Origin of the sequence: Streptomyces sp. NPDC020845, assembly GCF_044334165.1 — a bacterium.
Taxonomy (GTDB): Bacteria; Actinomycetota; Actinomycetes; order Streptomycetales; family Streptomycetaceae; genus Streptomyces.
Genome location: NZ_JBIRSJ010000015.1, coordinates 319,533 through 343,449, shown reverse-complemented (window position 1 = coordinate 343,449; position 23,917 = coordinate 319,533). Strand labels below are relative to the sequence as shown.

Annotated in this window: 22 protein-coding genes and 1 tRNA gene; 10 read left to right on the top strand and 13 right to left on the bottom strand. The window is 70.9% G+C overall.

Annotation, left to right across the window (positions count from 1 at the left end; all coding sequences use genetic code 11):
* Positions 1 to 18 precede the first annotated feature (18 nt).
* The 4 genes from ACH4U7_RS37165 to ACH4U7_RS37150 all read left to right on the top strand — a co-directional run bounded on the left by ACH4U7_RS37165 (position 19) and on the right by ACH4U7_RS37150 (position 6,258).
* Entirely contained in the window at positions 19 to 1,356 is a 1,338-nt protein-coding gene (locus ACH4U7_RS37165; protein WP_398532174.1) for a glycosyltransferase, read from the top strand.
* A complete protein-coding gene (locus tag ACH4U7_RS37160; RefSeq protein WP_398532173.1) occupies positions 1,353 to 3,635 on the top strand; it encodes an ArnT family glycosyltransferase in 2,283 nt (760 codons plus the stop codon). The genes ACH4U7_RS37165 and ACH4U7_RS37160 overlap by 4 nt, the downstream gene beginning before the upstream one ends.
* Positions 3,636 to 3,814: 179 nt before the next feature.
* Entirely contained in the window at positions 3,815 to 5,341 is a 1,527-nt protein-coding gene (locus ACH4U7_RS37155) for an MFS transporter (RefSeq protein ID WP_398532172.1), read from the top strand.
* 77 nt (positions 5,342 to 5,418) lie between these two features.
* Complete coding sequence (locus ACH4U7_RS37150) at positions 5,419 to 6,258, top strand: TetR/AcrR family transcriptional regulator (RefSeq protein WP_398532171.1); 840 nt, start codon at positions 5,419 to 5,421, stop codon at positions 6,256 to 6,258.
* A gap of 10 nt (positions 6,259 to 6,268) precedes the next feature.
* Here the strand turns inward: ACH4U7_RS37150 and ACH4U7_RS37145 are convergent, their stop codons facing one another.
* The 3 genes from ACH4U7_RS37145 to ACH4U7_RS37135 form a co-directional block, all read right to left on the bottom strand.
* Positions 6,269 to 7,144, bottom strand: coding sequence for a YceI family protein (locus tag ACH4U7_RS37145; RefSeq protein WP_398532170.1), 876 nt, complete (start codon positions 7,142 to 7,144; stop codon positions 6,269 to 6,271).
* A 282-nt stretch (positions 7,145 to 7,426) separates the two neighbouring features.
* On the bottom strand, positions 7,427 to 10,084 hold the full coding sequence (locus ACH4U7_RS37140; protein WP_398532169.1) for an MFS transporter: 2,658 nt from the start codon (positions 10,082 to 10,084) through the stop codon (positions 7,427 to 7,429).
* A gap of 7 nt (positions 10,085 to 10,091) precedes the next feature.
* The gene (locus tag ACH4U7_RS37135) at positions 10,092 to 10,577 is read right to left on the bottom strand and encodes a MarR family winged helix-turn-helix transcriptional regulator (protein WP_089514422.1); all 486 of its coding nucleotides are present in this window, start codon (positions 10,575 to 10,577) and stop codon (positions 10,092 to 10,094) included.
* Positions 10,578 to 10,797: 220 nt separating this feature from the next.
* Between ACH4U7_RS37135 and ACH4U7_RS37130 the strand changes: the two genes are divergently transcribed.
* Positions 10,798 to 11,007, top strand: coding sequence for a hypothetical protein (locus ACH4U7_RS37130; protein WP_398532168.1), 210 nt, complete (start codon positions 10,798 to 10,800; stop codon positions 11,005 to 11,007).
* Here the strand turns inward: ACH4U7_RS37130 and ACH4U7_RS37125 are convergent.
* The 4 genes from ACH4U7_RS37125 to ACH4U7_RS37110 form a co-directional block, all read right to left on the bottom strand.
* A complete protein-coding gene (locus ACH4U7_RS37125) occupies positions 11,004 to 11,885 on the bottom strand; it encodes a hypothetical protein (RefSeq protein ID WP_398532167.1) in 882 nt (293 codons plus the stop codon). The genes ACH4U7_RS37130 and ACH4U7_RS37125 overlap by 4 nt on opposite strands.
* A gap of 111 nt (positions 11,886 to 11,996) precedes the next feature.
* Positions 11,997 to 12,827 (bottom strand): RNA polymerase sigma factor SigF, encoded by an 831-nt coding sequence (locus ACH4U7_RS37120; protein ID WP_385626459.1) that lies wholly within the window; start codon positions 12,825 to 12,827, stop codon positions 11,997 to 11,999.
* 188 nt (positions 12,828 to 13,015) lie between these two features.
* Positions 13,016 to 13,849 (bottom strand): RNA polymerase sigma factor SigF, encoded by an 834-nt coding sequence (locus ACH4U7_RS37115; protein ID WP_089514418.1) that lies wholly within the window; start codon positions 13,847 to 13,849, stop codon positions 13,016 to 13,018.
* A gap of 231 nt (positions 13,850 to 14,080) precedes the next feature.
* A complete protein-coding gene (locus tag ACH4U7_RS37110) occupies positions 14,081 to 14,245 on the bottom strand; it encodes a hypothetical protein (RefSeq protein WP_179285724.1) in 165 nt (54 codons plus the stop codon).
* 190 nt (positions 14,246 to 14,435) lie between these two features.
* On the opposite strand from ACH4U7_RS37110, the gene ACH4U7_RS37105 reads away from it, so the two are divergent.
* The gene (locus ACH4U7_RS37105; RefSeq protein ID WP_398532200.1) at positions 14,436 to 15,461 is read left to right on the top strand and encodes a 6-phosphofructokinase; all 1,026 of its coding nucleotides are present in this window, start codon (positions 14,436 to 14,438) and stop codon (positions 15,459 to 15,461) included.
* A gap of 67 nt (positions 15,462 to 15,528) precedes the next feature.
* Here the strand turns inward: ACH4U7_RS37105 and ACH4U7_RS37100 are convergent, their stop codons facing one another.
* Complete coding sequence (locus tag ACH4U7_RS37100; RefSeq protein WP_398532166.1) at positions 15,529 to 16,410, bottom strand: universal stress protein; 882 nt, start codon at positions 16,408 to 16,410, stop codon at positions 15,529 to 15,531.
* A gap of 117 nt (positions 16,411 to 16,527) precedes the next feature.
* Between ACH4U7_RS37100 and ACH4U7_RS37095 the strand changes: the two genes are divergently transcribed.
* Positions 16,528 to 16,986, top strand: a complete 459-nt coding sequence (locus ACH4U7_RS37095; protein WP_398532165.1) for an Hsp20/alpha crystallin family protein — start codon at positions 16,528 to 16,530, stop codon at positions 16,984 to 16,986.
* A gap of 128 nt (positions 16,987 to 17,114) precedes the next feature.
* Positions 17,115 to 18,347 (top strand): amidohydrolase family protein, encoded by a 1,233-nt coding sequence (locus tag ACH4U7_RS37090; protein WP_398532164.1) that lies wholly within the window; start codon positions 17,115 to 17,117, stop codon positions 18,345 to 18,347.
* Here ACH4U7_RS37090 and ACH4U7_RS37085 read toward each other — a convergent pair.
* Positions 18,344 to 20,542: an MMPL family transporter gene (locus ACH4U7_RS37085; RefSeq protein ID WP_398532163.1), complete on the bottom strand. Its 2,199-nt coding sequence runs from the start codon at positions 20,540 to 20,542 to the stop codon at positions 18,344 to 18,346. The genes ACH4U7_RS37090 and ACH4U7_RS37085 overlap by 4 nt on opposite strands.
* A gap of 106 nt (positions 20,543 to 20,648) precedes the next feature.
* Here ACH4U7_RS37085 and ACH4U7_RS37080 point away from each other — a divergent pair, with 106 nt between their 5' ends.
* Together ACH4U7_RS37080 and ACH4U7_RS37075 are read left to right on the top strand one after the other, a co-directional pair.
* Complete coding sequence (locus ACH4U7_RS37080; protein WP_398532162.1) at positions 20,649 to 21,323, top strand: MerR family transcriptional regulator; 675 nt, start codon at positions 20,649 to 20,651, stop codon at positions 21,321 to 21,323.
* A 73-nt stretch (positions 21,324 to 21,396) separates the two neighbouring features.
* On the top strand, positions 21,397 to 21,621 hold the full coding sequence (locus ACH4U7_RS37075) for a hypothetical protein (RefSeq protein WP_398532161.1): 225 nt from the start codon (positions 21,397 to 21,399) through the stop codon (positions 21,619 to 21,621).
* A gap of 73 nt (positions 21,622 to 21,694) precedes the next feature.
* On the opposite strand, the gene ACH4U7_RS37070 is transcribed toward ACH4U7_RS37075, so the two are convergent.
* The 4 genes from ACH4U7_RS37070 to ACH4U7_RS37055 form a co-directional block, all read right to left on the bottom strand.
* Positions 21,695 to 22,309 (bottom strand): RDD family protein, encoded by a 615-nt coding sequence (locus ACH4U7_RS37070; protein ID WP_398532160.1) that lies wholly within the window; start codon positions 22,307 to 22,309, stop codon positions 21,695 to 21,697.
* Positions 22,310 to 22,591: 282 nt separating this feature from the next.
* Positions 22,592 to 22,678, bottom strand: a tRNA-Ser gene (locus tag ACH4U7_RS37065).
* 42 nt (positions 22,679 to 22,720) lie between these two features.
* A complete protein-coding gene (tadA, locus tag ACH4U7_RS37060; protein ID WP_043487201.1) occupies positions 22,721 to 23,227 on the bottom strand; it encodes a tRNA adenosine(34) deaminase TadA in 507 nt (168 codons plus the stop codon).
* Between the two features lie 25 nt (positions 23,228 to 23,252).
* On the bottom strand, positions 23,253 to 23,792 hold the full coding sequence (locus ACH4U7_RS37055; RefSeq protein ID WP_385626467.1) for a hypothetical protein: 540 nt from the start codon (positions 23,790 to 23,792) through the stop codon (positions 23,253 to 23,255).
* Between the last annotated feature and the right edge of the window lie 125 nt (positions 23,793 to 23,917).

Below are 23,917 nucleotides of genomic sequence, written 5' to 3'. Positions count from 1 at the left end.
CTCGCGAATGTCGTCCCCATGCGAACTCACACACCTCTCGAGGCACCGCCCGAGACCCCCCTGCAGACCTTGCCCGCTCGCGCGCATGTGACGGTCGGCCGGAGCCAGCCGGTGCTCGACGTCGTGGTCCCCGTGTACAACGAGGAGGCCGACCTCGAGCGGTGCGTGCGGCGGCTGCACGACCACCTGGCCCGTACCTTCCCCTACGCCTTCCGCATCACCATCGCGGACAACGCCAGTACGGACCGCACCCCGGAGATCTCCGCCTACCTCGACGACGCGATCGACGAGGTCATCGCGGTCCGGCTGGAGCAGAAGGGCCGCGGGCGCGCGCTGCGCACGGTCTGGTCGATGTCGCAGGCGCCGGTGCTGGCGTACATGGACGTCGATCTGTCCACGGACCTGAACGCGCTGCTGCCGCTGGTGGCCCCGCTCATCTCCGGCCACTCCGACCTGGCCATCGGCTCGCGGCTGGCGCGCAGCTCGCGCGTGGTGCGCGGCCCCAAGCGGGAGTTCATCTCGCGCGCGTACAACCTCATCCTGCGTGGCAGCCTGGCCGCCCGCTTCTCCGACGCCCAGTGCGGCTTCAAGGCGATCCGCAAGGACGTCGCCGAGCGGCTGCTGCCGCTGGTCGAGGACACCGGGTGGTTCTTCGACACCGAGATGCTGGTGCTGGCCGAACGGGCCGGGCTGCGCATCCACGAGGTGCCGGTGGACTGGGTCGACGACCCCAACAGCACGGTCCACATCGTGAAGACGGCCACCGAAGACCTCAAGGGCGTCTGGCGGGTGGGGCGCGCGCTGGCCACCGGCGCGCTGCCGCTGGACCGGCTGCGCCGCCCCTTCGGGGACGATCCGCGCGACCGCGGGCTGAGCGGGGTCCCGGGCGGACTGGCCCGGCAGCTGGTCGGCTTCTGCGTGGTGGGCGCGCTCAGCACGCTCGTCTATCTGCTGCTCTACTCCCTCTTCCGGCTGGGCACGGGCCCCCAGATCGCCAATGCGCTGGCCCTGCTGCTGTCGGCGCTCGGCAACACCGCGGCCAACCGGAGGCTCACCTTCGGCGTACGCGGCCGGGACCGGGCGATGCGTCACCAGGCCCAGGGGCTGGTGGTGTTCGGCATCGGCCTCGCCCTGACCAGCGGCTCCCTGGCGGCGCTGGACGCCGCCTCCGGCACCCCGGCGCACAGCACCGAACTCGCCGTCCTGATCGCGGCCAACCTCGCCGCGACCGTCCTGCGCTTCCTGCTCTTCCGGGCCTGGGTCTTCCCGTCGGAAAGCCAGCAGAACGGGACCGCCACCGACCTCGCCCTGAGCGACCTCAACCTGACCGACCACGACTCTAGGAACACCCGATGACGACGTACGACCAGGGCTTCCGCGCAGCGGGGCCGCCCCCGGCTCCCCCGGCCGCGACCCCCGCGCGGCCGGCGGCCCCGGAGGGCTCGCGCCTGGCCCGGGCGTGGCGCGGCCGGCCCGAGGACCCGCGCTGGGCGAGGCCCGCCCTATGGGGTCTGCTGGCCGTCACCACCGTGCTCTATCTGTGGAGCCTGGGCGCGTCCGGCTATGCGAACCAGTTCTACTCGGCCGCCGTGCAGGCGGGCAGCGAGAGCTGGAAGGCGTTCTTCTTCGGCTCCTCCGACGCCGGGAACTCCATCACCGTCGACAAGCCCCCGGCCGCGCTCTGGCCGATGGCCCTGTCGGTGCGGGTGTTCGGCCTCAGCTCCTGGGCGATCCTGGTCCCCGAGGCGCTGATGGGCGTGGCGACGGTCGGCGTGCTCTACGCGGCGGTACGGCGCCGGTTCAGCGCGGCCGCCGGTCTCATCGCGGCGGCGACGCTGGCGGTGACCCCGGTCGCGGCGCTGATGTTCCGGTTCAACAACCCCGACGCGCTGCTCTGCCTGCTGATGGTCTCGGCGGTCTACTGCGTGCTGCGCGCGCTGGAGGACGCCCGCACCAAGTGGCTGGTGCTGGCCGGAGTCTGGTTCGGGCTCGGGTTTCTGACCAAGACGCTGCAGGCGTGGCTGATCCTGCCGCCGCTGGCGCTGGTGTACGCGGTGTGCGCGCCCGCGAAGCTCGGGAAGCGGATCGGCCAACTGCTGCTCGGCGGGCTCGCGATGGTCGTCGCCGGCGGCTGGTGGGTGGCGATCGTCGAGCTGTGGCCGAAGTCCTCGCGCCCGTACATCGGCGGTTCGCAGGACAACAGCTTCCTGGAGCTGACCTTCGGCTACAACGGCCTGGGCCGGATCAACGGCAACGAGACCGGCAGCGTCGGCGGTGGTGGCGGCCGGAACGGCGGCGGCCAGTGGGGCGAGACCGGCATCGACCGGCTCTTCAGCTCCGATATGGGCGGTCAGATCGCCTGGCTGCTGCCCGCGGCCTTCATCCTGCTGCTCGCGGGGATCTGGCTGACCTGGCGGGCCAAGCGCACGGACACCCAGCGTTCGGCGTTCCTGGTGTGGGGCGGGGCGCTGCTGATGACCTTCGCCACCTTCAGCTTCATGTCCGGGATCTTCCACCAGTACTACAACATCGCGCTCGCGCCGTATATCGCGGCCATCGTGGGCATGGGCGCGGCGATGCTGTGGGAGCGGCGGTCCACCGCCTCGGCGTCGATGGTGCTCGCCACCACGGTCGCGGTGACGGCCATCTGGTCGTACGTGCTGCTGAACCGCTCCTCCGACTGGCACCCCTGGCTGCGCTGGGCGGTGCTGATCGCCGGGCTCGCGGCGGCGGCCGGGCTGCTGGTCGCGTCGCGGCTGGGCGGGCGGCTGGCGCTGGGCGTGGCGGGCCTCGGCCTCGCGGCGTCGCTGGCCGGGCCCATCGCGTACACGCTCAACACGGTCGACACACCGCACGGCGGCTCGATCGTCACGGCCGGTCCCGCGGTGTCGGGCGGCATGGGCGGTCCCGGCGGCGGCCGTCCGGGCGGCTTCCCGGGCGGCGCCAACGGCGGCCCGCCGGGGATGCGGAACGGCAACACCCAGGGCCAGAACGGTACGGGTACGGGGCAGACCGGCCAGGGCCAGAACGGCCAGCAGGGCATGATCCCCGGCGGCGGCCAGCAGGGCGGCCAGAACGGCGGCTTCCCCGGAGGTGGCTTCCCGGGTGGCGGTCAGTCCCAGCAGAACGGCGGCGGCCAGGGCCAGAACGGCCAGACCGGCCAAGGCCAGACCGGCCAGGGTCAGCAGGGCAACCGGCAGGGCATGATGCCCGGCGGCATGGGCGAAGGCGGTCGGCGCGGCGGCGGTATGGGCGGTCTGCTGGACGGCCCGAGCGTCAGCTCCAAGGTCAAGGCCGCGCTGGAGAAGAACGCCGGCGCGTACACCTGGGTGGCCGCGGCGATCGGCTCGCAGAACGCCGCGGGTTACCAACTCGCCACCGAGGACCCGGTGATGGCCATCGGCGGCTTCAACGGCAGCGACCCGTCCCCGACCCTCGCGCAGTTCAAGGCCTATGTGAAGCAGGGGAAGATCCACTACTTCATCAGCTCGGGCGGTATGGGCGGTATGGGCGGCGGCCCCGGTGGCGGGAACGGCACCTCGTCCAAGATCAGCTCGTGGGTCCAGGCCAACTTCAAGAAGGTCACGGTCGACGGCACCACCCTCTACGACCTGACCCAGAAGGCGTCGAAGTGACCCAGGTACCCAGATGATCAGCTGAACGTCGCAGGTCAACGGGCCGGTGGCGGAGGGATTCCCTCCGCCGTCGGCCCGTTCGCGTTCGCCTCCGGAAATCTCCTGTACGCCGTAGGGGAAGCGCTGTACGGTGTACGACGCCCCGGGCCCGTACACCGTATAAGCGCGCAAGGAGAGTCATGACGGCGCAGACCGCCGACCCCACGTCCGATACCCCGCCCAGCCGGCAGACCGGCGGGCACCCCCAGCGCTGGCTGATTCTCGGCGTCATCTGCCTCGCCCAGCTCACCGTGCTCCTCGACAACACCATCCTCAACGTCGCGATCCCCTCCCTCACCGAGGAGATGGACGCCTCCACGGCCGACATCCAGTGGATGATCAACGCCTATTCGCTCGTCCAGTCCGGGCTGCTGCTCACCGCGGGCAACGCCGCCGACCGCTACGGCCGGAAGAAGATGCTCGTCGCGGGGCTCGCCCTGTTCGGGATCGGCTCGCTGGCCGGTTCGCTGGCGCAGGGGCCGCAGCAGCTGATCGCCGCCCGCGCGGGCATGGGGATCGGCGGGGCGCTGCTGATGACCACCACGCTCGCCGTGGTCGTGCAGGTCTTCGACGAGGGCGAACGCCCCAAGGCCATCGGCGTATGGGGCGCGGTCAGCTCGCTCGGCTTCGCCGCGGGCCCGCTGATCGGCGGCACGCTCCTCGAACACTTCTGGTGGGGCTCGATCTTCCTGATCAACCTCCCGGTGGCGCTGCTCGGCCTCGCCGCGGTCGTCTGGCTGGTGCCGGAGTCGAAGAACCCGACCGGCGACCGGCCCGATCTGCTCGGCGCGCTGCTGTCCACGATCGGCATGACCGGCGTCGTCTTCGCGATCATCTCGGGGCCCGAGCACGGCTGGACGTCCCAGCGGGTGCTGCTGTCGGCCTTCGTGGGCGTGGTGGTGCTGACCGGCTTCGCGCTGTGGGAGCGCCGGATCCCGTACCCGATGCTGGATATGCACTTCTTCCGCGACCGCCGCTTCGTGGGGGCCGTCGGGGGCGGCATCCTCGTCGCCTTCGGAATGGGCGGCTCGCTCTTTCTGCTCACCCAGCATCTGCAGTTCGTGCTCGGATACGACGCGTTGGGCGCGGGCCTGCGCACCGCCCCGCTCGCGGTGGTGGTCGTCGTGCTGAACCTCTCGGGCGTCGGCGCCCGGCTGCTGACCAAGCTCGGCACCCCGGCCACCATCCTCTGCGGAATGGGTCTGCTGGCGGTGGGGCTGGCTCTCATCGCGACGCTCGGCGCGGACGGCTACGGCGGGATGTTCCTCGGACTGATCGTGATGGGGGCGGGCATCGCGGTCTCCATGCCCGCGATGGCCACGGCCATCATGTCGGCGATCCCGCCGGAGAAGGCGGGGGTCGGCGCGGGCGTCAACGGCACGCTCACCGAGTTCGGCAACGGCCTGGGCGTGGCCGTCCTCGGCGCCATCCTCAACTCCCGGTTCGGCGCCCTGCTGCCCGCGGCCGCCGCCGGGGCCGGCTCACTCCCGGCCGCCTACGCCGCCGCGCGCACCGAAGCGGACCGGGCCTCCGTCGCGGACGCCTTCGCCTCCGGTGTGCAGACCAGCCAGCTGGTCGGCTCGGCGGCCGTGCTGGCGGGCGGTGTGCTGACGGCGGTGCTGCTGCGCCGGGCCGAACGATCACAGGAGGCGGGGGCGGCGGCATAGCATCGGGTACGTAAGACGCCACCGGCCGCGCGTCTGACGCCGCGCGGCCCTGGCGCAGGGAAGAAGGAGAGCGCGCCATGGCAACAGGCAGCCGTGTCATCCGTCCGCGGACCAGCATCTGGCTCTCCGAACGCAAGGCCCAGAAGCGCAAGGCGGAGCAGCAGCCGGCCGGGCTCGACCATGTGAAGATCGTCGCGGCCACGGTTCGGCTGCTGGACGCCGAGGGGCTGGCCGGGTTCTCGATGCGCCGGCTGGCGGCCGAGCTGGAGGTCACCGCCATGTCGGTCTACTGGTACGTCGAGACCAAGGACCATCTCCTCGAACTCGCCCTCGACGCGGCGATGGGCGAGATGTCGCTCCCCGCGGGGATCCTCGGCCCCGTCGAGGGCTATGAGCACCTGGACGTCGAGGGCTATGAGCACCTGGAGACCGGAGCACGGGACTGGCGCGATCAGCTGCGCCAGATCGCTTCCGAATACCGCAGGCTGCTGGTCGCCCACCCCTGGCTGTCCCCGCTGATGGGCGAGTACATGAACATCGGGCCGAACGCCATGGTCTTCTCCACCGCCGTGCAGCGCGTGGTGCGCGACAGCGGCCTGCCCGCGTCACAGGTGCCGGGCGCGCTGGCCCTCGTCTTCCAGTTCGTCTACGGCTTCAGCACCATCGAGGGCCGCTTCGCCGCCCGCTCCCGGGCCGTGGGCATGAGCCAGGACGAGCTCTTCGCCGAGACGATGGCGGCCATCGAGGGCCGCCCGGAGTTCGACGAATCACGGGCGCTCATGGAGGCCCGATGCGGCGGCACCGTCCAGGAGATGCGCGAGCGGGACTTCACCTTCGCCCTGGACTGTGCGATCGCCGGCATCGAGGCCCTCCGCGACGGCAGAGACGGCAGAGACGGCAGAGACGGCAAGGACTGAGGGAGCCGCCTCAGGCGCTCGGCAGCTCCGTGCCCTGTACGGCCTGGCCCCCTTGAATTGCTTGTATGTCGAGCTCCACCCGCAGCGTCGTGCCGATGGCGGCGATGCCCGCCGCGACCACCTGGTTGTAGTTCATCGCGAAGTCCTCGCGCCGCAGCTGCGCCGTCGCGCGGAAGGCCGCCCGCACCCCGCCCCATGGGTCGGGGCCCGTCCCCAGATACGTCAGGTCCAGGTCGACCTCCCGTATCACGCCGTGCAGGGACAGCTTGCCGTGCACCGTCCAGCGGTCGGCGCCGGCCGGGGTCAGCCCCGTGCTCTGGTACGTCAGGACCGGGAAGCGCTCCACATCCAGGAAGTCGGCCGACTTCAGATGGCCGTCCCGCATACCGTTTCCCGTGTCGATGCTCGCGGCCTGGATGACCGCCTCGACGCCGGACTTCTCGATGTCCTCGGCTATGTCGATACGCCCGCTGAACTCCGTGAACCGGCCGTGCACGCTGGAGATGCCCAGATGCTGTGCGACGGCCCCCACCGTCGAATGCGCCGGGTCGATCGTCCATGCGCCGGGCGGCGGCAGCTCCACCCCGCCCTGCCGGGCCAGCACCACCGTGCCGAGCTCGACGCGCCCCGAGGCCGTGACGATCGCGGTCGAGGCGGCGGGGGCATAGCCCACGGCGGTGGCGATAACCGTGTACGGCCCGGGCGCCAGCGGCTCGTGGGTGCGCACCGAGCCGTCCTCGTCGGCCTGGGCGCGCAGCACCTGAGCGCCCGTCATATCCGTGACGGTCAGAACGGCGTGCTGCACCGCCCAGCCGTCGCGCGTACGGATCCGGGCGCGCAGCCCTCCGCTCGCGCTTCCGCCCGTTTCTGCTGCAGTGGTCGTCATGCCGCCTCTCGCTCTCGCTCCCGCTCCCGCTTCTGTCGGGGCTGTCTTGTCTGTGCCGTCTGCGTTTGTGGCTTGTGTGTCCTGTGCTCGTGCGCCGGACCCCGGACGGCGGTGCCAGGCCGTCCCCTGCCTGGCAGGCTCGCTCTCACCTGCTATACACCGCCGCCGGGATCCGGGTTCCGGGACCGGCGCTCCGGCGCCGTCCCGGCCGGGGCCGGGGCGCGTCTCCGCTCTGCCGCGCCCCGGCCCCGGGGGTCTTTCTTCCAGGCCCCCTCAGGCCCTCTAGTCGACAGGATGGGCGAGCTCGACGTCGTGTCCGTCGACCCCCTGCCCCTGGACCGTCAGCGCGCCCGCGACCGGCGGGTAGCCGCTCGCGATGACCGTGTAGTCGCCCGCGTTCAGGTCGGTGAAGGCGTACGCCCCGTCCTCCCCGGTGGTCGCGGTAGCGACCACGTTCCCGGCGGCGTCCACCAGCGTGACCCGCGCGTCCGGCAGCGGCCGCCGGTCGGCCCCGGCCCGCACCACGCCCTGCACCCGCGCACCGGCCTGCAGCGCGATCTCGACCCGGGTCAGACCCTGGGCGCCGACCTCGACGGGCAGCGCGGCGGGCCGGAAGCCGGCGGCGTTCACCGCGACCGTGAAGGTCCCGGGGACCAGCTCCTCGAAGCTGAAGTCGCCCTGCTCACCGGTCTTCCCGGTGGCCAGCACCTCGCCGCGGACATCGGTGACCACGACCATCGCCGCCTCGACCGGCAGCCCGTCGGCGGCGCTGCGCACGCTGCCCGCCAGGCCGCTGGTCGCCGCCAGTACGACGTCGAAGGCGAGCGGTTCGTCGCCGACCACCACGGTCGACGCCTGCGGCTGGTGGCCGTCGGCGGCCGCGATCAGGACGTAGGTGCCGGAGCCCGGCGCGTCCAGGGCGTACGAGCCGTCCACGTGGGCCACGGAACGGCCCAGCTGCCGCCCGTTCAGCGAGATCAGCGTGACCGCGGCGCGCGGGACCGCGCTGCGGTCGGCGTTCCGGACAAAGCCGTGCACGCCCTGCCGCGGGTGGCGGCCGGCGCCGCCGTCTCCGGCGGAGGCGTACGCGGCGAGCCGCTGGGTGGCGGACGCGTCCGCCAGGGCGTACTCCGACGCGGTGCCGGACGAGTCGGCGGCCGGTGCGCCCACGAGCGCGGGCTCGAGCTGCTCCGTGGCGGCTGTGGCGGCCGTGGCGGCTGTGGCTGCCGCGGGGCTTGTGGCGCTCGCGGCGCTCGCCGCCAGGTCCTGGTCCGCCGGGGCCGCGGCCTGGGCGGCCTCGTCGGAAGAAGCCTGGGCACCCGACCGGGTCTTCAGCGGGACCTCCTTGATGAACAGCGTGACGAGGAAGGCCAGCAGCGCGGCCCCCGAGGCGTACAGGAAGACATCCGCGATGCCGTGTCCGTACGCGCTCTCCATGATGGTGCGCAGCGGCTCCGGGAGCTTGTCCGGGTCGGGGATCGAGCCGCCACCGGCGCCGTTCCGGGCCAGTGCCTCGCCCTTGGGGCCGAGCTCGGTCAGGCCGTCCTTGACGTAGTCGGTGACGCGGTTGCCGAGCACCGCGCCGAGCGCCGAGACGCCGACCGCACCGCCCAGGGAGCGGAAGAAGGTGACGACGGCGCTGGCCGAGCCCAGGTCCTGCGGGGCCACCTGGTTCTGGGTGGCCAGGACCAGGTTCTGCATCATCATGCCGATGCCGAGGCCCATGAGCGCCATGAAGATGGCCAGGTGCCAGTAGGGCGTGTCGTACCGCATGGTGCCCAGCAGCCCCAGGCCCGCGGTGACCAGGACACCGCCGGTGACCAGCCAGGCCTTCCAGCGGCCTGTCTTGGTGATGACCTGGCCCGAGACGGTCGAGGAGACGAACAGACCACCGATCATCGGGATGGTCAGCACACCGGACATGGTCGGCGTCTTGTCCCGCGCCAGCTGGAAGTACTGGCTGAAGAAGACGGTCCCGGCGAACATCGCGATACCGACGAACAGCGAGGCGATCGACGCCAGGGCGATCGTCTTGTTGCGGAACAGCCGCAGCGGAATGATCGGCTCGCTGGCCTTGCTCTCGATCAGGATGAAGATCAGTCCGAGGGCGATCGAGCCGCCGACCATGGCGTAGGTCTGCCAGGACAGCCAGTCGTACTTGTCACCCGCGAAGGTCACCCAGATCAGCAGCAGCGAGACCGCGGCGCTGATGAAGAAGGCACCGCCCCAGTCGACCTTGACCTCACGCTTGACGACCGGCAGCTTCAGGGTCTTCTGCAGCACGACCAGCGCGATGACGGCGAACGGCACACCGACGTAGAAGCACCAGCGCCAGCCGAGCCAGGAGGTGTCGGTGATCACGCCGCCCAGCAGCGGGCCGCCGACGGTCGCCACCGCGAAGGTCGCGCCGAGGTAGCCGCTGTAGCGGCCGCGCTCGCGCGGGGAGATCATCGCGGCCATCACGATCTGGGCGAGGGCCGACAGACCGCCCACTCCGATGCCCTGCACCACACGGCAGGCGATCAGCATGCCCGCGCTCTGCGAGAGTCCGGCGACCACGGAGCCGGCCACATAGATGACCAGCGATATCTGGACGAGGAGCTTCTTGCTGAACAGGTCGGAGAGCTTGCCCCACAGCGGGGTGGTGGCGGTCATCGACAGCAGGGCGGCGGTGACCACCCAGGTGTACGAGGACTGGCTGCCGTGCAGGTCGGCGATGATCTCCGGGAGGGCGTTCGAGACGATCGTCGAGGAGAGGATCGCGACGAACATGCCGAGCAGCAGCCCGGACAGCGCCTCCATGATCTGCCGGTGGGTCATCGGAGCCGTCGAGTCGGAGCCGTGGCCGTGGTGACCGCGGTGGCCGCCGCCTCCAGGCTTGGCATGGGCGGGGTGCCCCGCGGGTCCCCGCACACCGCCGTCCGGTGTGGTCGTTGCCATGGAGTTCCTATCGTTGCGTTGGTGTACGGGTGGTGCTCTCGTCCAAGAGCTGGGGAACCCGGGACCTGGTGTCGCCGAAGCTCGTCCGCAGCCGGGCGAGTAGTTCGTTGAGGCGGCCGACGTCGTCGTCGGACCAGTCGCTCAGACAGGCGGCGAGGGCCTGCGTATAGCGCTCGGACACCTCGTTGAGCAGCTTCTCGCCGCTGGCGTTGAGGCTCAGCAGCCGGGACCGCCGGTCCTGTGGATCCGGCTTCCGGTCGATCCAGCCGCGCTCGGCGGCGTGTGCGACATGGCGGCTCGTGACCGACATATCGATGTCGAGCAGCTCGGCCAGTTTGCTCATGCGCATTTCGCCGAAGCGGTTGAGCAGCATCAGGACGATGGCCGAGCCGGCCGCGCAGTCAGGGGGGAGGACGCGCGACAGCCCTCGTTTGACGGTGCCGATGGCGCTGAGTTGCCGTGCCAGCTCCTCGTACTGACTCTGTGCGGCCATGGCGACTCCAGGGACTGTCGGGGACTATCAGTTGCTTAGGGCAACCATAGGGGTGGTTAGTTGCTGCAGGCAAATTAAATCGGGCTTCGCAGAGTAAATTGCCCGCAAAGGCTCACCCAGTGGGCGGTCAAGCGGCCTGCCAGTGGTGCGGGCGGGGTGTTCGGGAGCGGTGGGGCCCGGGGGTGTGCGGGAATGCGCTCATTCGCTAGGGTCCTGGGCCATGGCGAACAACCCCCAAGGTCCTGAGGGCAACTACGACCCGGCCGGCTCGACCCAGATGTTCCGGGCCTTTGTCGATGACGACGGCGGGCGGCAGCAGCAGCGAGCGGCCGCTCCCTCTTCCTCCGGCGGCCCGCGCATCGGCGTGATCGTCGGTGTGATCGTCGCGATCGCCGTCGTCGCCGGGGTCGCCTGGCTGGCCCTGGCCTAATTCTCGGACTGGTCCCTGGCCTGGTCCCCGGCTTGGTTCGTGGGCCAGATCACGGAGGCGTCCTGGGTCTCGATGTGCATGCCGAGCGGCACCCGCCAGTCGTCCACGCACACTTCCCAGGTCTTCTCCTTCTTCGCGCCCGCCAGAATCGGCACCGGCAGGCTGCGCTTCGACTCGATCGTCGCCCAGTCGATGCCGAGGACGTCGATGATGTGGGTCGCGAAGGTGATCGTTCCCGAGGTCACGGGGGTGCCCCCGGTGTTGCGGAACTCGACGGTCACCTTCTCGCACCAGCGGTCGTCGGCCGCCGCGCGCACCAGATCGCCGATCTTCAGCACGGCGGGGCCGCTCGGGGTGGGCGAGCCAGGCGTGGACTGAGGGTCGTCCGTACTTCCCGAACCGCCGGAGCCGTCGGCGGGCCCGGAGCCGCCTGGGCCGCTTCCGCCGCCGGTGCCGTCATGGGCGCCGCCGGTCTGGTCGCCGCCGTCGTCGGCGCCCGTCCGCCCCGGCGTTCTTCCCGGGGACTTGCCGGGCCTACCCGTCGCGGCGGCCCCGTCCCGCCCGGACGAGGCGTCCGGCGCGCCCGAGGACTTCGTATCCCCGGACCCGGAGGAGCGCCCCTTCCCGTCGCGGCCGGAGCCCTTTCCCTTGCCGTCTGCCGTGCCATCGCCGTCGCCGTCGAGCGGCACCAGCTTCACACCGCCCCCGGGCGGTGCGGCCGTGGCGCTGGGTTCGTTCGGCCCGGCCGCTTCGGCCGCGAGATATCCGTCGTCGCCGCCGGCGCAGCCGCTGAGCAGCGCGCCCAGGCACAGCGCGGCCGCCGAGGAGGCGATCGCCGTGCCCCGGCGGCCCGTTGTCCGGCTCCACGCGTATCGCATCGGGCCAGTGTGGCTGACGACCCATCAGGTGTACAGGGTCGTGCGGCAGCCGGGCACCGGCCCGATGACGGCGCGTCAGCGGTGCGTCACCGCTGACGCGTTACCGGCGTCTCAGTCGGCGATGAGCCCTTCCCGCAGCTGCGCCAGAGTCCGCGTCAGCAGCCGTGAGACATGCATCTGGGAGATCCCGACCTCTTCGCCGATTTGCGACTGCGTCATATTGGCGAAGAAGCGGAGCATGATGATCTGGCGCTCGCGCGGCGGGAGTTTGGCCAGCAGCGGCTTCAGGGACTCCCGGTACTCCACGCCCTCGAGCGCGCTGTCCTCGTAGCCGAGCCGGTCGGCCAGCGACCCCTCGCCGCCGTCGTCCTCGGGGGACGGGGAGTCGAGCGAGGAGGCGGTGTAGGCGTTGCCCACCGCCAGCCCGTCGACCACGTCCTCCTCCGAGACGCCGAGCGCGGTGGCGAGTTCGGTGACGGTCGGGGAGCGGTCGAGCTTCTGGGACAGCTCGTCGCTGGTCTTGGTGAGGGCGAGGCGCAGCTCCTGGAGCCGCCGCGGCACCCGCACCGACCAGCTGGTGTCGCGGAAGAAGCGCTTGATCTCGCCCACGACGGTCGGCATGGCGAAGGTCGGGAACTCCACGCCCCGCTCGCAGTCGAACCGGTCGATCGCCTTGATCAGACCGATCGTGCCGACCTGGACGATGTCCTCCATCGGCTCGTTGCGGCTGCGGAAGCGGGCCGCCGCATAGCGCACCAGCGGGAGGTTCAGCTCGATGAGGGTGTCACGTACGTAGGTGCGCTCCGCGCTGTCCCGGTCGAGCGCGGCGAGCCGCAGAAACAGGGAGCGGGAGAGGGTGCGGGTGTCGATGGCGTCGCCGTCGTCGAGCACGTGCGGTGCGTCGTTGGTGAGCACCTTCGAGCTGCCCAGTTCTACGGACATGCCACCCCCTTTGGGTCGCGGACGGATCCCGGCTGCGCTCGTCGCGTCGAACGCAGCCTCCCCCTGAATACCGGAGGTGAGGCCGCGGCAAACGCGGTTTCTGCAGAATGTCACATGTCGGCAACACGCTGTAGCGCCATGTCGACATTACTGCCCGGAAGGAGTGCGGGAAGGGTCCCCCGTCCCGGTTATGACTCGATCCGGTTTGCGGACCTGAGCCTGGCAAAGCTGCGGGACAGCAGCCGGGAGACATGCATCTGCGAGACGCCGAGCTCGGCGCTGATCTGAGATTGAGTCAGATTGCTGTAGTAACGGAGCAAAAGGATGCGCTGCTCGCGCTCCGGCAGTTGGACGAGGAGGTGCCGCACCAGATCGCGGTGTTCGACTCCGGCGAGCGCCGGATCCTCGTAGCCGAGCCGGTCGACCAGCCCCGGCAGCCCGTCGCCCTCCTGGGCCGCCTCCAGTGAGGTCGCGTGGTACGAGCGCCCGGCCTCGATGCAGGCCAGCACCTCGTCCTCGCCGAGCCCGAGCCGTTCCGCGATCTCGGCCGTGGTGGGGGATCTGCCGTGCAGCACCGTCAGATCCTCGGTCGCGCCGTTGACCTGCACCCACAGCTCATGCAGCCGGCGCGGCACATGGACGGTGCGGACGTTGTCGCGGAAGTAGCGCTTGATCTCGCCGACCACGGTCGGCATGGCGAAGGTCGGGAACTGCACGCCGCGCTCCGGGTCGAACCGGTCGATCGCGTTGATCAGGCCGATCGTGCCGACCTGCACCACGTCCTCCATCGGCTCATTGCGGCTGCGGAACCGGGCCGCGGCGTAGCGCACCAGCGGCAGATTGGCCTCGATCAGCGCGTCCCGTACGCGCGCATGTTCGGGGGTGCCGGGCGTCAGGCAGGAGAGCTCGGCGAACAGCACCTGGGTGAGCGCCCTGGCGTCCGCCCCGCGGCTTCTGCCGCTGTCGCTGCCGCCGTCCCCCTGGGGCGGCGTTCTGGGCGCGGTACGGGCTGACACGGTCACGCCACCCCTTCACGATGTACTCACCCGGCAAAGCGGTCATAGCATCACAAGACATGTGCACTGTGTGCAAGCACCGCATTACTACGTGTTGGTGGTGGGGTTGCCGGGTGTTCGAAGGGTGGGGTGGGTGTGGGGGTGTGCGCCGGGGCGTACGCGGATATACGACGACCCCCGGCGGGGCGGGCCAGGGGTCTGGGGTCTGAGGCCGGGGGGCCTGGGTGGATCCGTCGGTCAGTTGACCAGTTCTGTCATGAACTCGCCGACACTCTTGGCGGCATCCGATATCCCCTCAAAACCCACCTGGACCAGGTCGGCCGCGCGCGCCGGGCTGTTGATGATCGTATACAGCACGAAGACGATGAGCATGTAGAGCGCGACTTTCTTCGCCTGTGCCATCTCGTGCTGCCTCCCCTGCGGCCCCTGTGCAGTCGCGTGAGTCTATCCACACGTTTGGCGCAGTGGTCTCATCAGTCCTACTAATCGATTCGTGTCTCCGGCATAAAGGTGGATTCTGGAAAGAGAGGCGCAGCGAAGGGGCGTCGATCGGGCGAGCGGTCGGAAGGGGGCTCAGATGCATGGGGCTCAGATGCGGGTCGGTGTGCTGACCGGAGGTGGCGACTGCCCGGGCCTCAACGCGGCGATCCGCGCGATCGTCCGCAAGGGCGTACAGGAGTGCGGCTTCGAATTCGTCGGCGTACGGGACGGCTGGCGCGGCGCCCTGGAGGGCGGGATCGTGCCGCTGGACATCCCCGCCGTACGCGGCATCCTCCCGCGCGGCGGGACCATTCTCGGCTCCTCCCGGACCAACCCGCTGGCGAGCGAGGACGGGGTGGCCCGGGTGCGGGAGAACCTGGAGGCGTACGGGGTCGACGCGCTCATCGCGATCGGCGGCGAGGACACGCTCGGGGTCGGCGCGGTGCTGGCGGGCGAGGGGATCGACGTGGTCGGCGTGCCCAAGACCATCGACAACGACGTCGCCGGCACCGACTGCACCTTCGGCTTCGACACCGCGGTCAACATCGCGACCGAGGCCATCGACCGGCTGCACACCACGGCCGAGTCGCACACCCGGACGCTGGTCGTCGAGGTCATGGGCCGGCACGCGGGCTGGATCGCGCTGCACTCGGGCATCGCGGGCGGCGCCAACGTCATCCTCATCCCCGAGCAGCCGTTCGACGTGAACCAGGTCTGCGAATGGGTGGAGAGCCGCTTCAAGATCCGGTACGCCCCGATCGTCGTGGTGGCCGAGGGCGCGGTCCCGAAGGAGGGGCAGATGGTGGTGAAGGACTCCTCGCTCGACGAGTTCGGCCATGTGCGGCTGTCCGGCATCGGGGAGTGGCTGGCGCGGGAGATCTCCGACCGCACGGGCAAGGAGGCCCGCACCACGGTCCTCGGACACATCCAGCGCGGCGGCACCCCGAGCGCCTTCGACCGCTGGCTGGCGACGCGGTTCGGGCTGCGCGCGGTCGACGCGGTGTACGAGCGGGACTTCGGCACGATGGTCGCGCTGCGCGGCACGGACATCGTGCGCGTGCCGCTGTCCGAGGTCACGGTGGGGACCAAGGGCGTGGATCCGGCCCTCTATGCGGAGTTCGGCGTCTTCTTCGGCTGATGCCGACGTTCGGTCCGGCCCCCGGCAGGGGGCACCTCCCAGCGGTAGCTGGGGGAGAACCGAGCCCTCAAAAAAGGGGATGCGGGACCACCGCGACCGGACAGTGGGCGTGGTGCAGTACCGCGTGGGCGATCGGCCCCAGGTGCCGCTCGGCGACCCGGTCGGCCGTACGGCGGCCGACGATCAGCAGCAGCGCCCGCGCGGACGATCTGACCAGCGCCTGGGCCGGGTTGAGCAGAACGATGTCCGGGAAGACCTCGACCTGCGGATATCTCGTACGCCAGGGCCGCAGGGCGTCGGACATCGCCTGGTTCTCCTGGTCCTCCCACATGCCGCGGTCCTCTTCGAGGACGCCGATCATCCAGGCGGAGGGGGCGGCGGCGGGCAGTGCCCACGCATGCACCACGCGCAGCCGGGCCTTGTGCGCCAGGGCGGCGCGGAAGGCGAAGTCGGCGGTTTCGGCCAACCGGCCCTGTACGTCGAGGGCGGCCACGACCTCCGCTTCCCGGTCTGTTTCCCTGTCCGTGGGACCCTCCCGAACCGTCACCACCGGGCAGTCGGCGGCCGTCGCCACCCGCAGCGCCACGGACCCCACCGCAAGCCCGTCGAAGCCGCCCCAGCCGCGCGCCCCCACGACCATGAGCCCGGCGCTCCCCGCCGCCGTGAGCAGGGCCTCGTCCGCGGCCGTGGCGACGTGCTCACCGGTCACCTCCAGGCCCGGATGGCGCTCGGCGAGGTCCGCCGCGGCCTGCCGGATCATCTGCTCGCCGACGTATCCCCAGGCGTCCTCGCCCGGCACCGGGGAGATCCGGGGCGGAAGCGGCGGGGAGGCGTGCAGAAGCAGCAGCGGAACCGCTCGGTCCAGCGCTTCCCGGGCGGCCCACTCCGCCGCCGCCAGACTGGGCTCGGAACCGTCGACTCCGACCACAACGGGGCCGCCGCCACTCATCGGGACTCCTTCCTGCTACCTCACTTAGTCTAGATATGAGGCAAATGTTCGTAGTAGTGGACCGAGAAGGGAAGGTGACCGGGGATGAGCGTGCCCGTACGACGAGGACGAGCCGGTTTGCCGGTCGAACATCGGCTCTCCAGATGGCGCAACCCGATGGCGGAGTTCGACGAGCTCTTCGACCAGATGGGCACGCTGCTGGAATCCACCGTCGGTGGTGCCGCGCTGCCCGCCGCGGCGGAACGGGCGTGGATGCCGCCGGTCGCGGTGGCCGAGGGCGGCGATGCCTACACGGTCGAGCTCGAGCTGCCCGGCGCCCGCCGGGAGGACATCGACATCCAGGTCCGCGAGCGGGAGCTGACCGTCTCCGGTGAGCTGAAGGAGCCGGAGCGCCCCGGGGTGCTGCGCCGCAGCACGCGCCGCACCGGGCGGTTCGAGTTCCGTATGGCGCTGCCCGGCGATGTGAACACCGGCAAGGCGAGCGCCAAGCTGGCCGACGGAATCCTCGGCCTGACCGTCCCGAAGGCGGAGGCCGTCAAGCCCCGCCACGTCGAGATCACCGGCGGCGAATCGTAAGCAGCGAGCCGTAGGCAGGGAGCCGCTGTTTCTCTTGCTGGTTGATGCCTTACTCCGTACCCTCCAGCTGACGGACCGTCAGATGAGTGGGTGTCCGGTCCCGCCCGGACACCAGGGGAGAGGACGGCATGACTGGCGAGACGAACGGCGCAACCGAACTGCCCATGGTCATCAGCGTGGACGACCATGTGATCGAGCCCGCGCACCTCTTCGACACCTGGCTGCCCGCCAAGTACCGGGACCGCGGCCCCAAGCCCATGACCGCCGGAATCGGCGAGCTGGCCTACATCGGCGGCAAGTACCGGATCACCACCGACCCGGACGGCCCGCCGACAGACTGGTGGCAGTACGAGGGGCTGCTCTTCCCGTACAAGCGGATCATCGCGGCGGTCGGCTTCTCGCGCGACGAGATGACCCTCGAAGGCATCACCCGCGACCAGATGCGGCGCGGCTGCTGGGACCCCAAGGCCAGGCTCGCGGACATGGAGATGAACCATGTCGAGGCCTCGCTGTGCTTCCCGACCTTCCCGCGCTTCTGCGGCCAGACCTTCGCCGAGGCCGAGGACAAGGAGGTCGGCCTGGCCTGCGTCCGGGCGTACAACGACTGGATGGTGGAGGAGTGGTGCGGGGACAGCGGCGGGCGGCTGATCCCGCTGTGCCTGATCCCGCTGTGGGACGTGGAGCTGGCGGTCCAGGAGATCCGCCGGAACGCAGGCCGTGGCGTGCGCGCCGTGACGTTCAGCGAGATCCCCACGTACCTGGGGCTGCCGAGCATCCACAGCGGCTACTGGGACCCGTTCTTCGCCGAGTGCGAGGCGACGGGCACGGTCGTGTGCATGCACATCGGATCGTCCTCCCAGATGCCCGCCGCCTCACCGGACGCACCGCCGGCCGTCCAGGCGGCGCTGAGCTTCAACAACGCCATGGCGTCGATGATGGACTTCCTCTTCAGCGGCGTCCTGGTGCGCTTCCCGCGGCTGAAGCTCGCATACGCCGAGGGCCAGATGGGCTGGATTCCGTACGCCCTGGAGCGCGCGGACGACGTCTGGGAGGAGCACCGGGCCTGGGGCGGGGTGCGCGATCTGATCCCGGAGCCGCCGTCCACGTACTACTACCGGCAGATCTTCTGCTGCTTCTTCCGCGACAAGCACGGCGTCGCCTCGCTGGACACCGTCGGCGTGGACAACGCGACCTTCGAGACCGACTATCCGCACGTCGACTCGACCTGGCCGCACACCAAGCGGGTCGCGGCCGACCATGTGGCCGGGCTGCCGCCGGAGACCGTCTACAAGATCCTGCGGGGCAACGCGATCCGGATGCTCGACCTGGACTTCGACAAGGACCGGGCCCGGGTGGGCTAACGCTCCTGGGGTTCGAGGGACGGCGGGACGGCCCGGTGATCAGCGCGTGCCGGGGCCGGCCCGCGCCAGGCGCGGTGGCCGAGCAGGCCGAGGACGGCGGGCAGCATCAGGGCCCGTACGACCAGCACGTCCAGGGCGATGGCCAGGACGAGACCGATGCCGATCATCTTCAGGAACGTGATCGAGGAGAACGCGAATCCGCCGACCACGACGGCGAGCAGCAGCCCGGCGCCGGCGATGGTCCCGGCGGTGCGCTGCAGGGCGGTGGCGGTGGCCTCGGCCGGGTCGCCGGTGGCCAGATAGCGTTCGCGGACCCGGGAGAGCAGGAAGACCTGGTAGTCCATGGCCAGTCCGAAGGCGATGGCGACGATGAGGACGGGGAAGTTCGCGTCCACGGCGCCGATCGCCTCGAAGCCGAGCGGCCCGGCTCCCACGCCGTACTGGAAGATCAAGGTGATCACCCCGAAGGCGGCGAGCAGCGACAGGGCGCTCATGGCCACCGTGATGAGGGGGACGGCCAGCGAGCGGAACGCCAGGAACAGCACGAGGGCCGAGACGACGGCCACGAACAGCCCCATCCACAGGGCCCGCTCGCCGATCATGTCGACGATGTCGACCCGCGAGACGGGCATACCGGTGAACCGCGCCTCGGCCCCGGGGGGCGGGGTCTGCGCCCGTAGCTCCTCCACCATGGCGCGTGCCTTACGGGACATCGGGTCCGGGGCGTAGCGGAGGGTGATCCGGGCGAGCCCGCCACGGGTGGCGGTGACGGCGGCGTCCTTGACGCCCTCGACCGCGCCCAGCCGCTCCGCGTAGCCGGCCAACTCTCCGGAGCGGTCCGCCGCGCTGCCGCGCAGTTCGACGACGGCGGTGACGACCTTGGTGGGGTCGTGGTCGAAGCGGTCGCCCAACTGCCGGGCGACTTGGCGGGCGTCGGCGCCGGCGGGCAGCACCCAGTCGGCGGGGCGCGCCCAGTTGACGCCGAGCGCCGGTCCGGCGAGCCCCAGGAGGGAGAGGGCGAGCAGGGCGGTGGTGAGCAGCGGGCGGCGCATGACCGTATGGGCCAGCCGGTACCAGCGGCCCCGTTCGTCGCCGCCCGGGCCGTGCGTACCCGTCGTACGCCTTGTACGGCGCAGGCCGCGGGGCAGGGGCAGCCGTCCGGCGTCGATGCGGTGCCCGGCGAAGCGCAGCAGGGCGGGCAGCAGCGTCAGCGAACCGATGACGGCGAAGACCACGACCGCGACCGCCGCGTACCCCATGGAGCTGAGGAAGCGGGAGGGGAACAGGGTGAGGCCGGTGAAGGAGATGGCTACGGCCAGACCGGAGAAGGCCACGGTGCGCCCGGCGGTGGCGGTGGTGCGCTCCACCGCCTCGTCCACCTCGGCTCCGGCGGCCAGCTCCTCGCGGAACCGGCCGACCATGAAGAGCGCGTAGTCGATCGCGAGCCCCAGGCCCAGGATCGTGATCACATTGATCACGGAGCTGGACAGGTCCGTGAACAGGGACACAGCGCGCAGGACCACCAGTGAACCGAGCGCCACCAGGACGCCCACGGCCAGCGGCAGCGAGGCCGCGACGACGCTGCCGAAGACCACCAGCAGCAGCACCATCAGGATCGGCAGGGACAGCATCTCCGCGCGTCCGATATCGGCCCCGGTACGGGCGTTGACCTGCTCGGTCATGGCCGCGGTGCCGCCGAACCGCACGGTGACTCCGGAGGCGGCGGGCACCGCGAACCGGTCCTCGATCTCGTGCAGGGCCGCGACCTGGTCCTGGTCGCCGTCGGCGGTGAACTGGACGGTGGCGTAGGTGGCGTGATGGTCCCGGGAGATGAACTCCCGGGCCCGGGAACCGTCTTCCTTCTTCACCGACCAGTACGTCTCCAGGTGCGCGACGCCCGCGCGGGGTACGCCGTCCAGGGCCTTGCGGACCGGGTCGGCGAAGGCCGGGTCGTCCACCGTGTGCTTCTCGCTGGTGTAGAGCACCACCACATCGGCCGACTGGCGGCCCAGCGGACCGGCGAGCATCCGGTCGGCCCGCACCGACTCGCTGTGCGGATCGTCGAATCCGGCGCCGCCGGTCAGCGTTCCGAAGGTGCCCGTTCCCCAGACACCACCCAACACGGCCAGCAGCGCCGCCGCGACCACGACCCACCAGCGATGCCGTGCCGTGAGCCGCCCCAGAGAGGACAGCATGAGCCCACCCCTTGAATAGATAGTAGATAGCTCCACTTCCGATAGTGGGACTATCTATCATGGGGATGGGAGAGTGCAAGAGGAGTCAAGAGCCGGAGGGTCATCGATGCGCGTCGGGGAGCTCAGCAGCCTCAGCGGCGTACCCACGCCAACGATCAAGTACTACCTGCGGGAGGGGCTGCTGCCGCCCGGCGAGCGCACCAGCCGCAACCAGGCCCACTACGACGACCGCCACCTGCGGAGACTGCGCCTGATCCGCGCCCTCCTCGATGTCGGCGGCCTGTCAGTCGCCGTGGCGCGCGATGTCATCGCCGCCCTCGACAGCCCCGACACCGGCACCCACAAAGTCCTCGGCGCGGCCCAGCAGACCGTCATCCGCACCGCCGCCTACTGCGACGACGACGCCCGCGAGGACGCGACGGCCGAAGTCCTCGACCTCGTCCGGCGCCAAGGCTGGAAGGTCACCACGGACAGCCCCTCGGTCGCCGCGACCGCCGAAGTCCTCGGCGCCCTGCGCCAACTGGGCCTGCACGAATTTGTCGACCGGCTCGACGACTACGCCCGCGCCGCCGACGCCATCGCCGCGACCGACCTGGACCTCGTCCGCCGCCGCCCCGATACCGACGGCATGGCCGAGGCCGTGATCCTCGGCAACATCCTTGGCGACGCGCTCCTCGCCGCGCTCCGCCGTCTGGCCCAGGTCCACCACTCCGCCGAACTCTTCACCGACGTCCAGGCACCACAAGGCGACCAGGCACCACAAGACGACCCACACGGCTGATCCTCACCCGCCCGGGCCACCCGCCCGCCGGGCCCGAGGTGCGGACGGCTCCGGTCATGGCGACGCTGGACCTATGGAGGACAAGACCAGGGACCGGCCCCGGGTGGTGGTGGACGAGCCGCTCGACGGGCGCCGCCGCGTCATGATCGACGGCGAGGACGTCGGGGTCGTCGTCAGCGCAGATGAGCTGCGCGGCGTACTGAGCCGTGCGGGCCTGATGACCGAGGACGCCCCGATCGACGACCCGCAGCTCATCGAGTGGCACGGCGGCGGCCCCGACGACTGGCCGGCGGCGTAGGACCCGGTCGCGCTGCCGCCTTGGGGCCGTCCGGGGCCCGCCGCCTTGGGGCCGTCCGAGGGCAGGGCGTCGCCTAATACTCCGGCTGACCGCGCCGCCGCACCGCACCGCCGAGCCGGGTGAGCGCGGCGCGGACCTGCCAGGCGCTGGTGACCGTGACGCCACCCAGCCGGTCGGCCAGCGACCTCCGGGAGCCCACGAGCGCCAGCGCCGCGTTGAGCGCGAAGAAGGCCACGGCGACGACCCAGCACAGCACCGAGAGCGCGACCATGCCGCCGGCCAGCAGGCAGCAGGCCAGCGCGTACCAGCCGACATCGACCAGCGCGGTCACGGCGGCGCGTACCCCGGCCTGGCCCCGCCCGGGCCGCCCGCCGCCACGGCGCCGGACAACGCACAGGGCCGTCAGCGCCTGGCCCGGGGTGCGGCCCAGCAGGGCCAGCGAGAGGAAGTGGTAGGCGAAGGTGAACACGACCAGCGCGGCGAAGCCCTGTTGGACGGCCGTCACCGCATGCCGCCACAGCGACTCCCCGACGTCCTGACCCGCCCCAGCCAAGTCGCCGTCCGAGGTGATGACCTGCCAAGCGCTGGTTTCGGCAAGGCTCGTCACGTCGCTCACTTCGGCGCTGATCCGGTGGAAGGTGAACCAGCCGAGCAGCACGGCCACTGCCACGACCAGGGCGAAATCCAACGCCCAGGCGAACAGTCGGCGCGTCCGTGGGGGGCGGGCAGGCGCCGCCCCCTCTTCAGTAATCCCAGGTGTCAGTACCGCTCGTCGGAGCATCAGTTCCCCCCAGAAGCGTGATGTGGCGGTGGCCACAGCGTAGGAGGAGACACCCCGTCGCGGCCGGAGAACGGCTCGCGGGGCCCGGACTGGGACGGTAATGGGACGGTATTGGGACGGAAAACGAGACGGAGCGCGACAAGGGCCCCGACCTGATCAGGTCGGGGCCCTTGTCTTTGCACTTCAGAGCGGTAGCGGTGGGATTTGAACCCACGGAGGAGTTGCCCCCTCACACGCTTTCGAGGCGTGCTCCTTAGGCCGCTCGGACACGCTACCGAGAGAGAGCTTAGCGGACGGTTGGCCGTGCTCCGAAATCGGTTAGGGGCGAGGGGCGCGGAAGAAGGCGGTGAGGAGGGCGGCGCACTGGTCTGCGAGGACGCCGGGGACGACCTCGGGACGGTGGTTGAGGCGGCGGTCGCGGACGACGTCCCAGAGGGAGCCGACGGCGCCCGCCTTGTCGTCGGTGGCGCCGTAGACCACGCGGTCCACGCGGGACAGGACGATCGCGCCCGCGCACATGGTGCAGGGCTCGAGGGTGACCACGAGGGTGCAGCCGGTCAGGCGCCAGCTGCCGAGGCGGCCGGCGGCGTCGCGGAGCGCGAGGACCTCGGCGTGAGCTGTGGGGTCGCCGTGGGCCTCGCGCTCGTTGCGGCCGTGACCGAGGGGGGAGCCGTCCGGGCCCAGCACGACGGCGCCGACCGGCACGTCGCCCGTCTCCGGCGCCCGCGCCGCCTCCTCCAGCGCGAGGCGCATCGGTGCGCGCCAGGGGTCGCGGAGGGGGTCGGGGGCGGGACCGGAGAGGAGGCCGGACAGCGGATCGGTCATGGCACCAGTGTGGGCGACGGAGCGATCAGCGCACCGCCTCCAGCCCCTCCATGCTGCAGCCCAGCATGTCGGCGATGGATTCGAGCGCGTCCCCGTCCAGGGCCTTCAGCTCCTTCTCGTCCATGCCGAGGTCGGCGAGGATGTCGGCGTCGCCGAGCGGGCCCGCCGGGACCGGCGCGTCCGGGTCGGCGTCCTCGTCGTCGTTCGCGTCGGGCTCACCGTCCTCGGTGCCGTCCAGGTCGACGAGGCTGTCCAGGTCCTCGTCGGCGCCCCGGCCGAGCAGCTCGTCGGTGAGCATCTGGCCGTACGAGCTGCGGGCGGCCGCGGCGGCGTCCGATACATAGATGTGCGGGTCCTCCTCGCCGTCCACACGGACGACGCCGAACCACGCGTCTTCGTGCTCGATGAAGGCCAGCACAGTGTCGTCGTCTGAGGCCTCACGGGCCAGTTCGATCAGATCTGTCAGGGTCTCCACGTCATCGAGCTCTGTGTCGCTCGCTTCCCACCCTTCTGCGGTGCGCGCGAGCAATGCGGCGAAGTACACCGTGACTCTCCCACTGGTCATAGGCGTGCTGGGGCGGGCGGGACAGTGCCCCACCCCAATCGGCATCGTGACAGAAACCATCGCTTCGCGAGAGGTCTTCCGCGCTGCGTCGTGCGCCAGTCCAAAGAGATGTAACTCACGCGGAC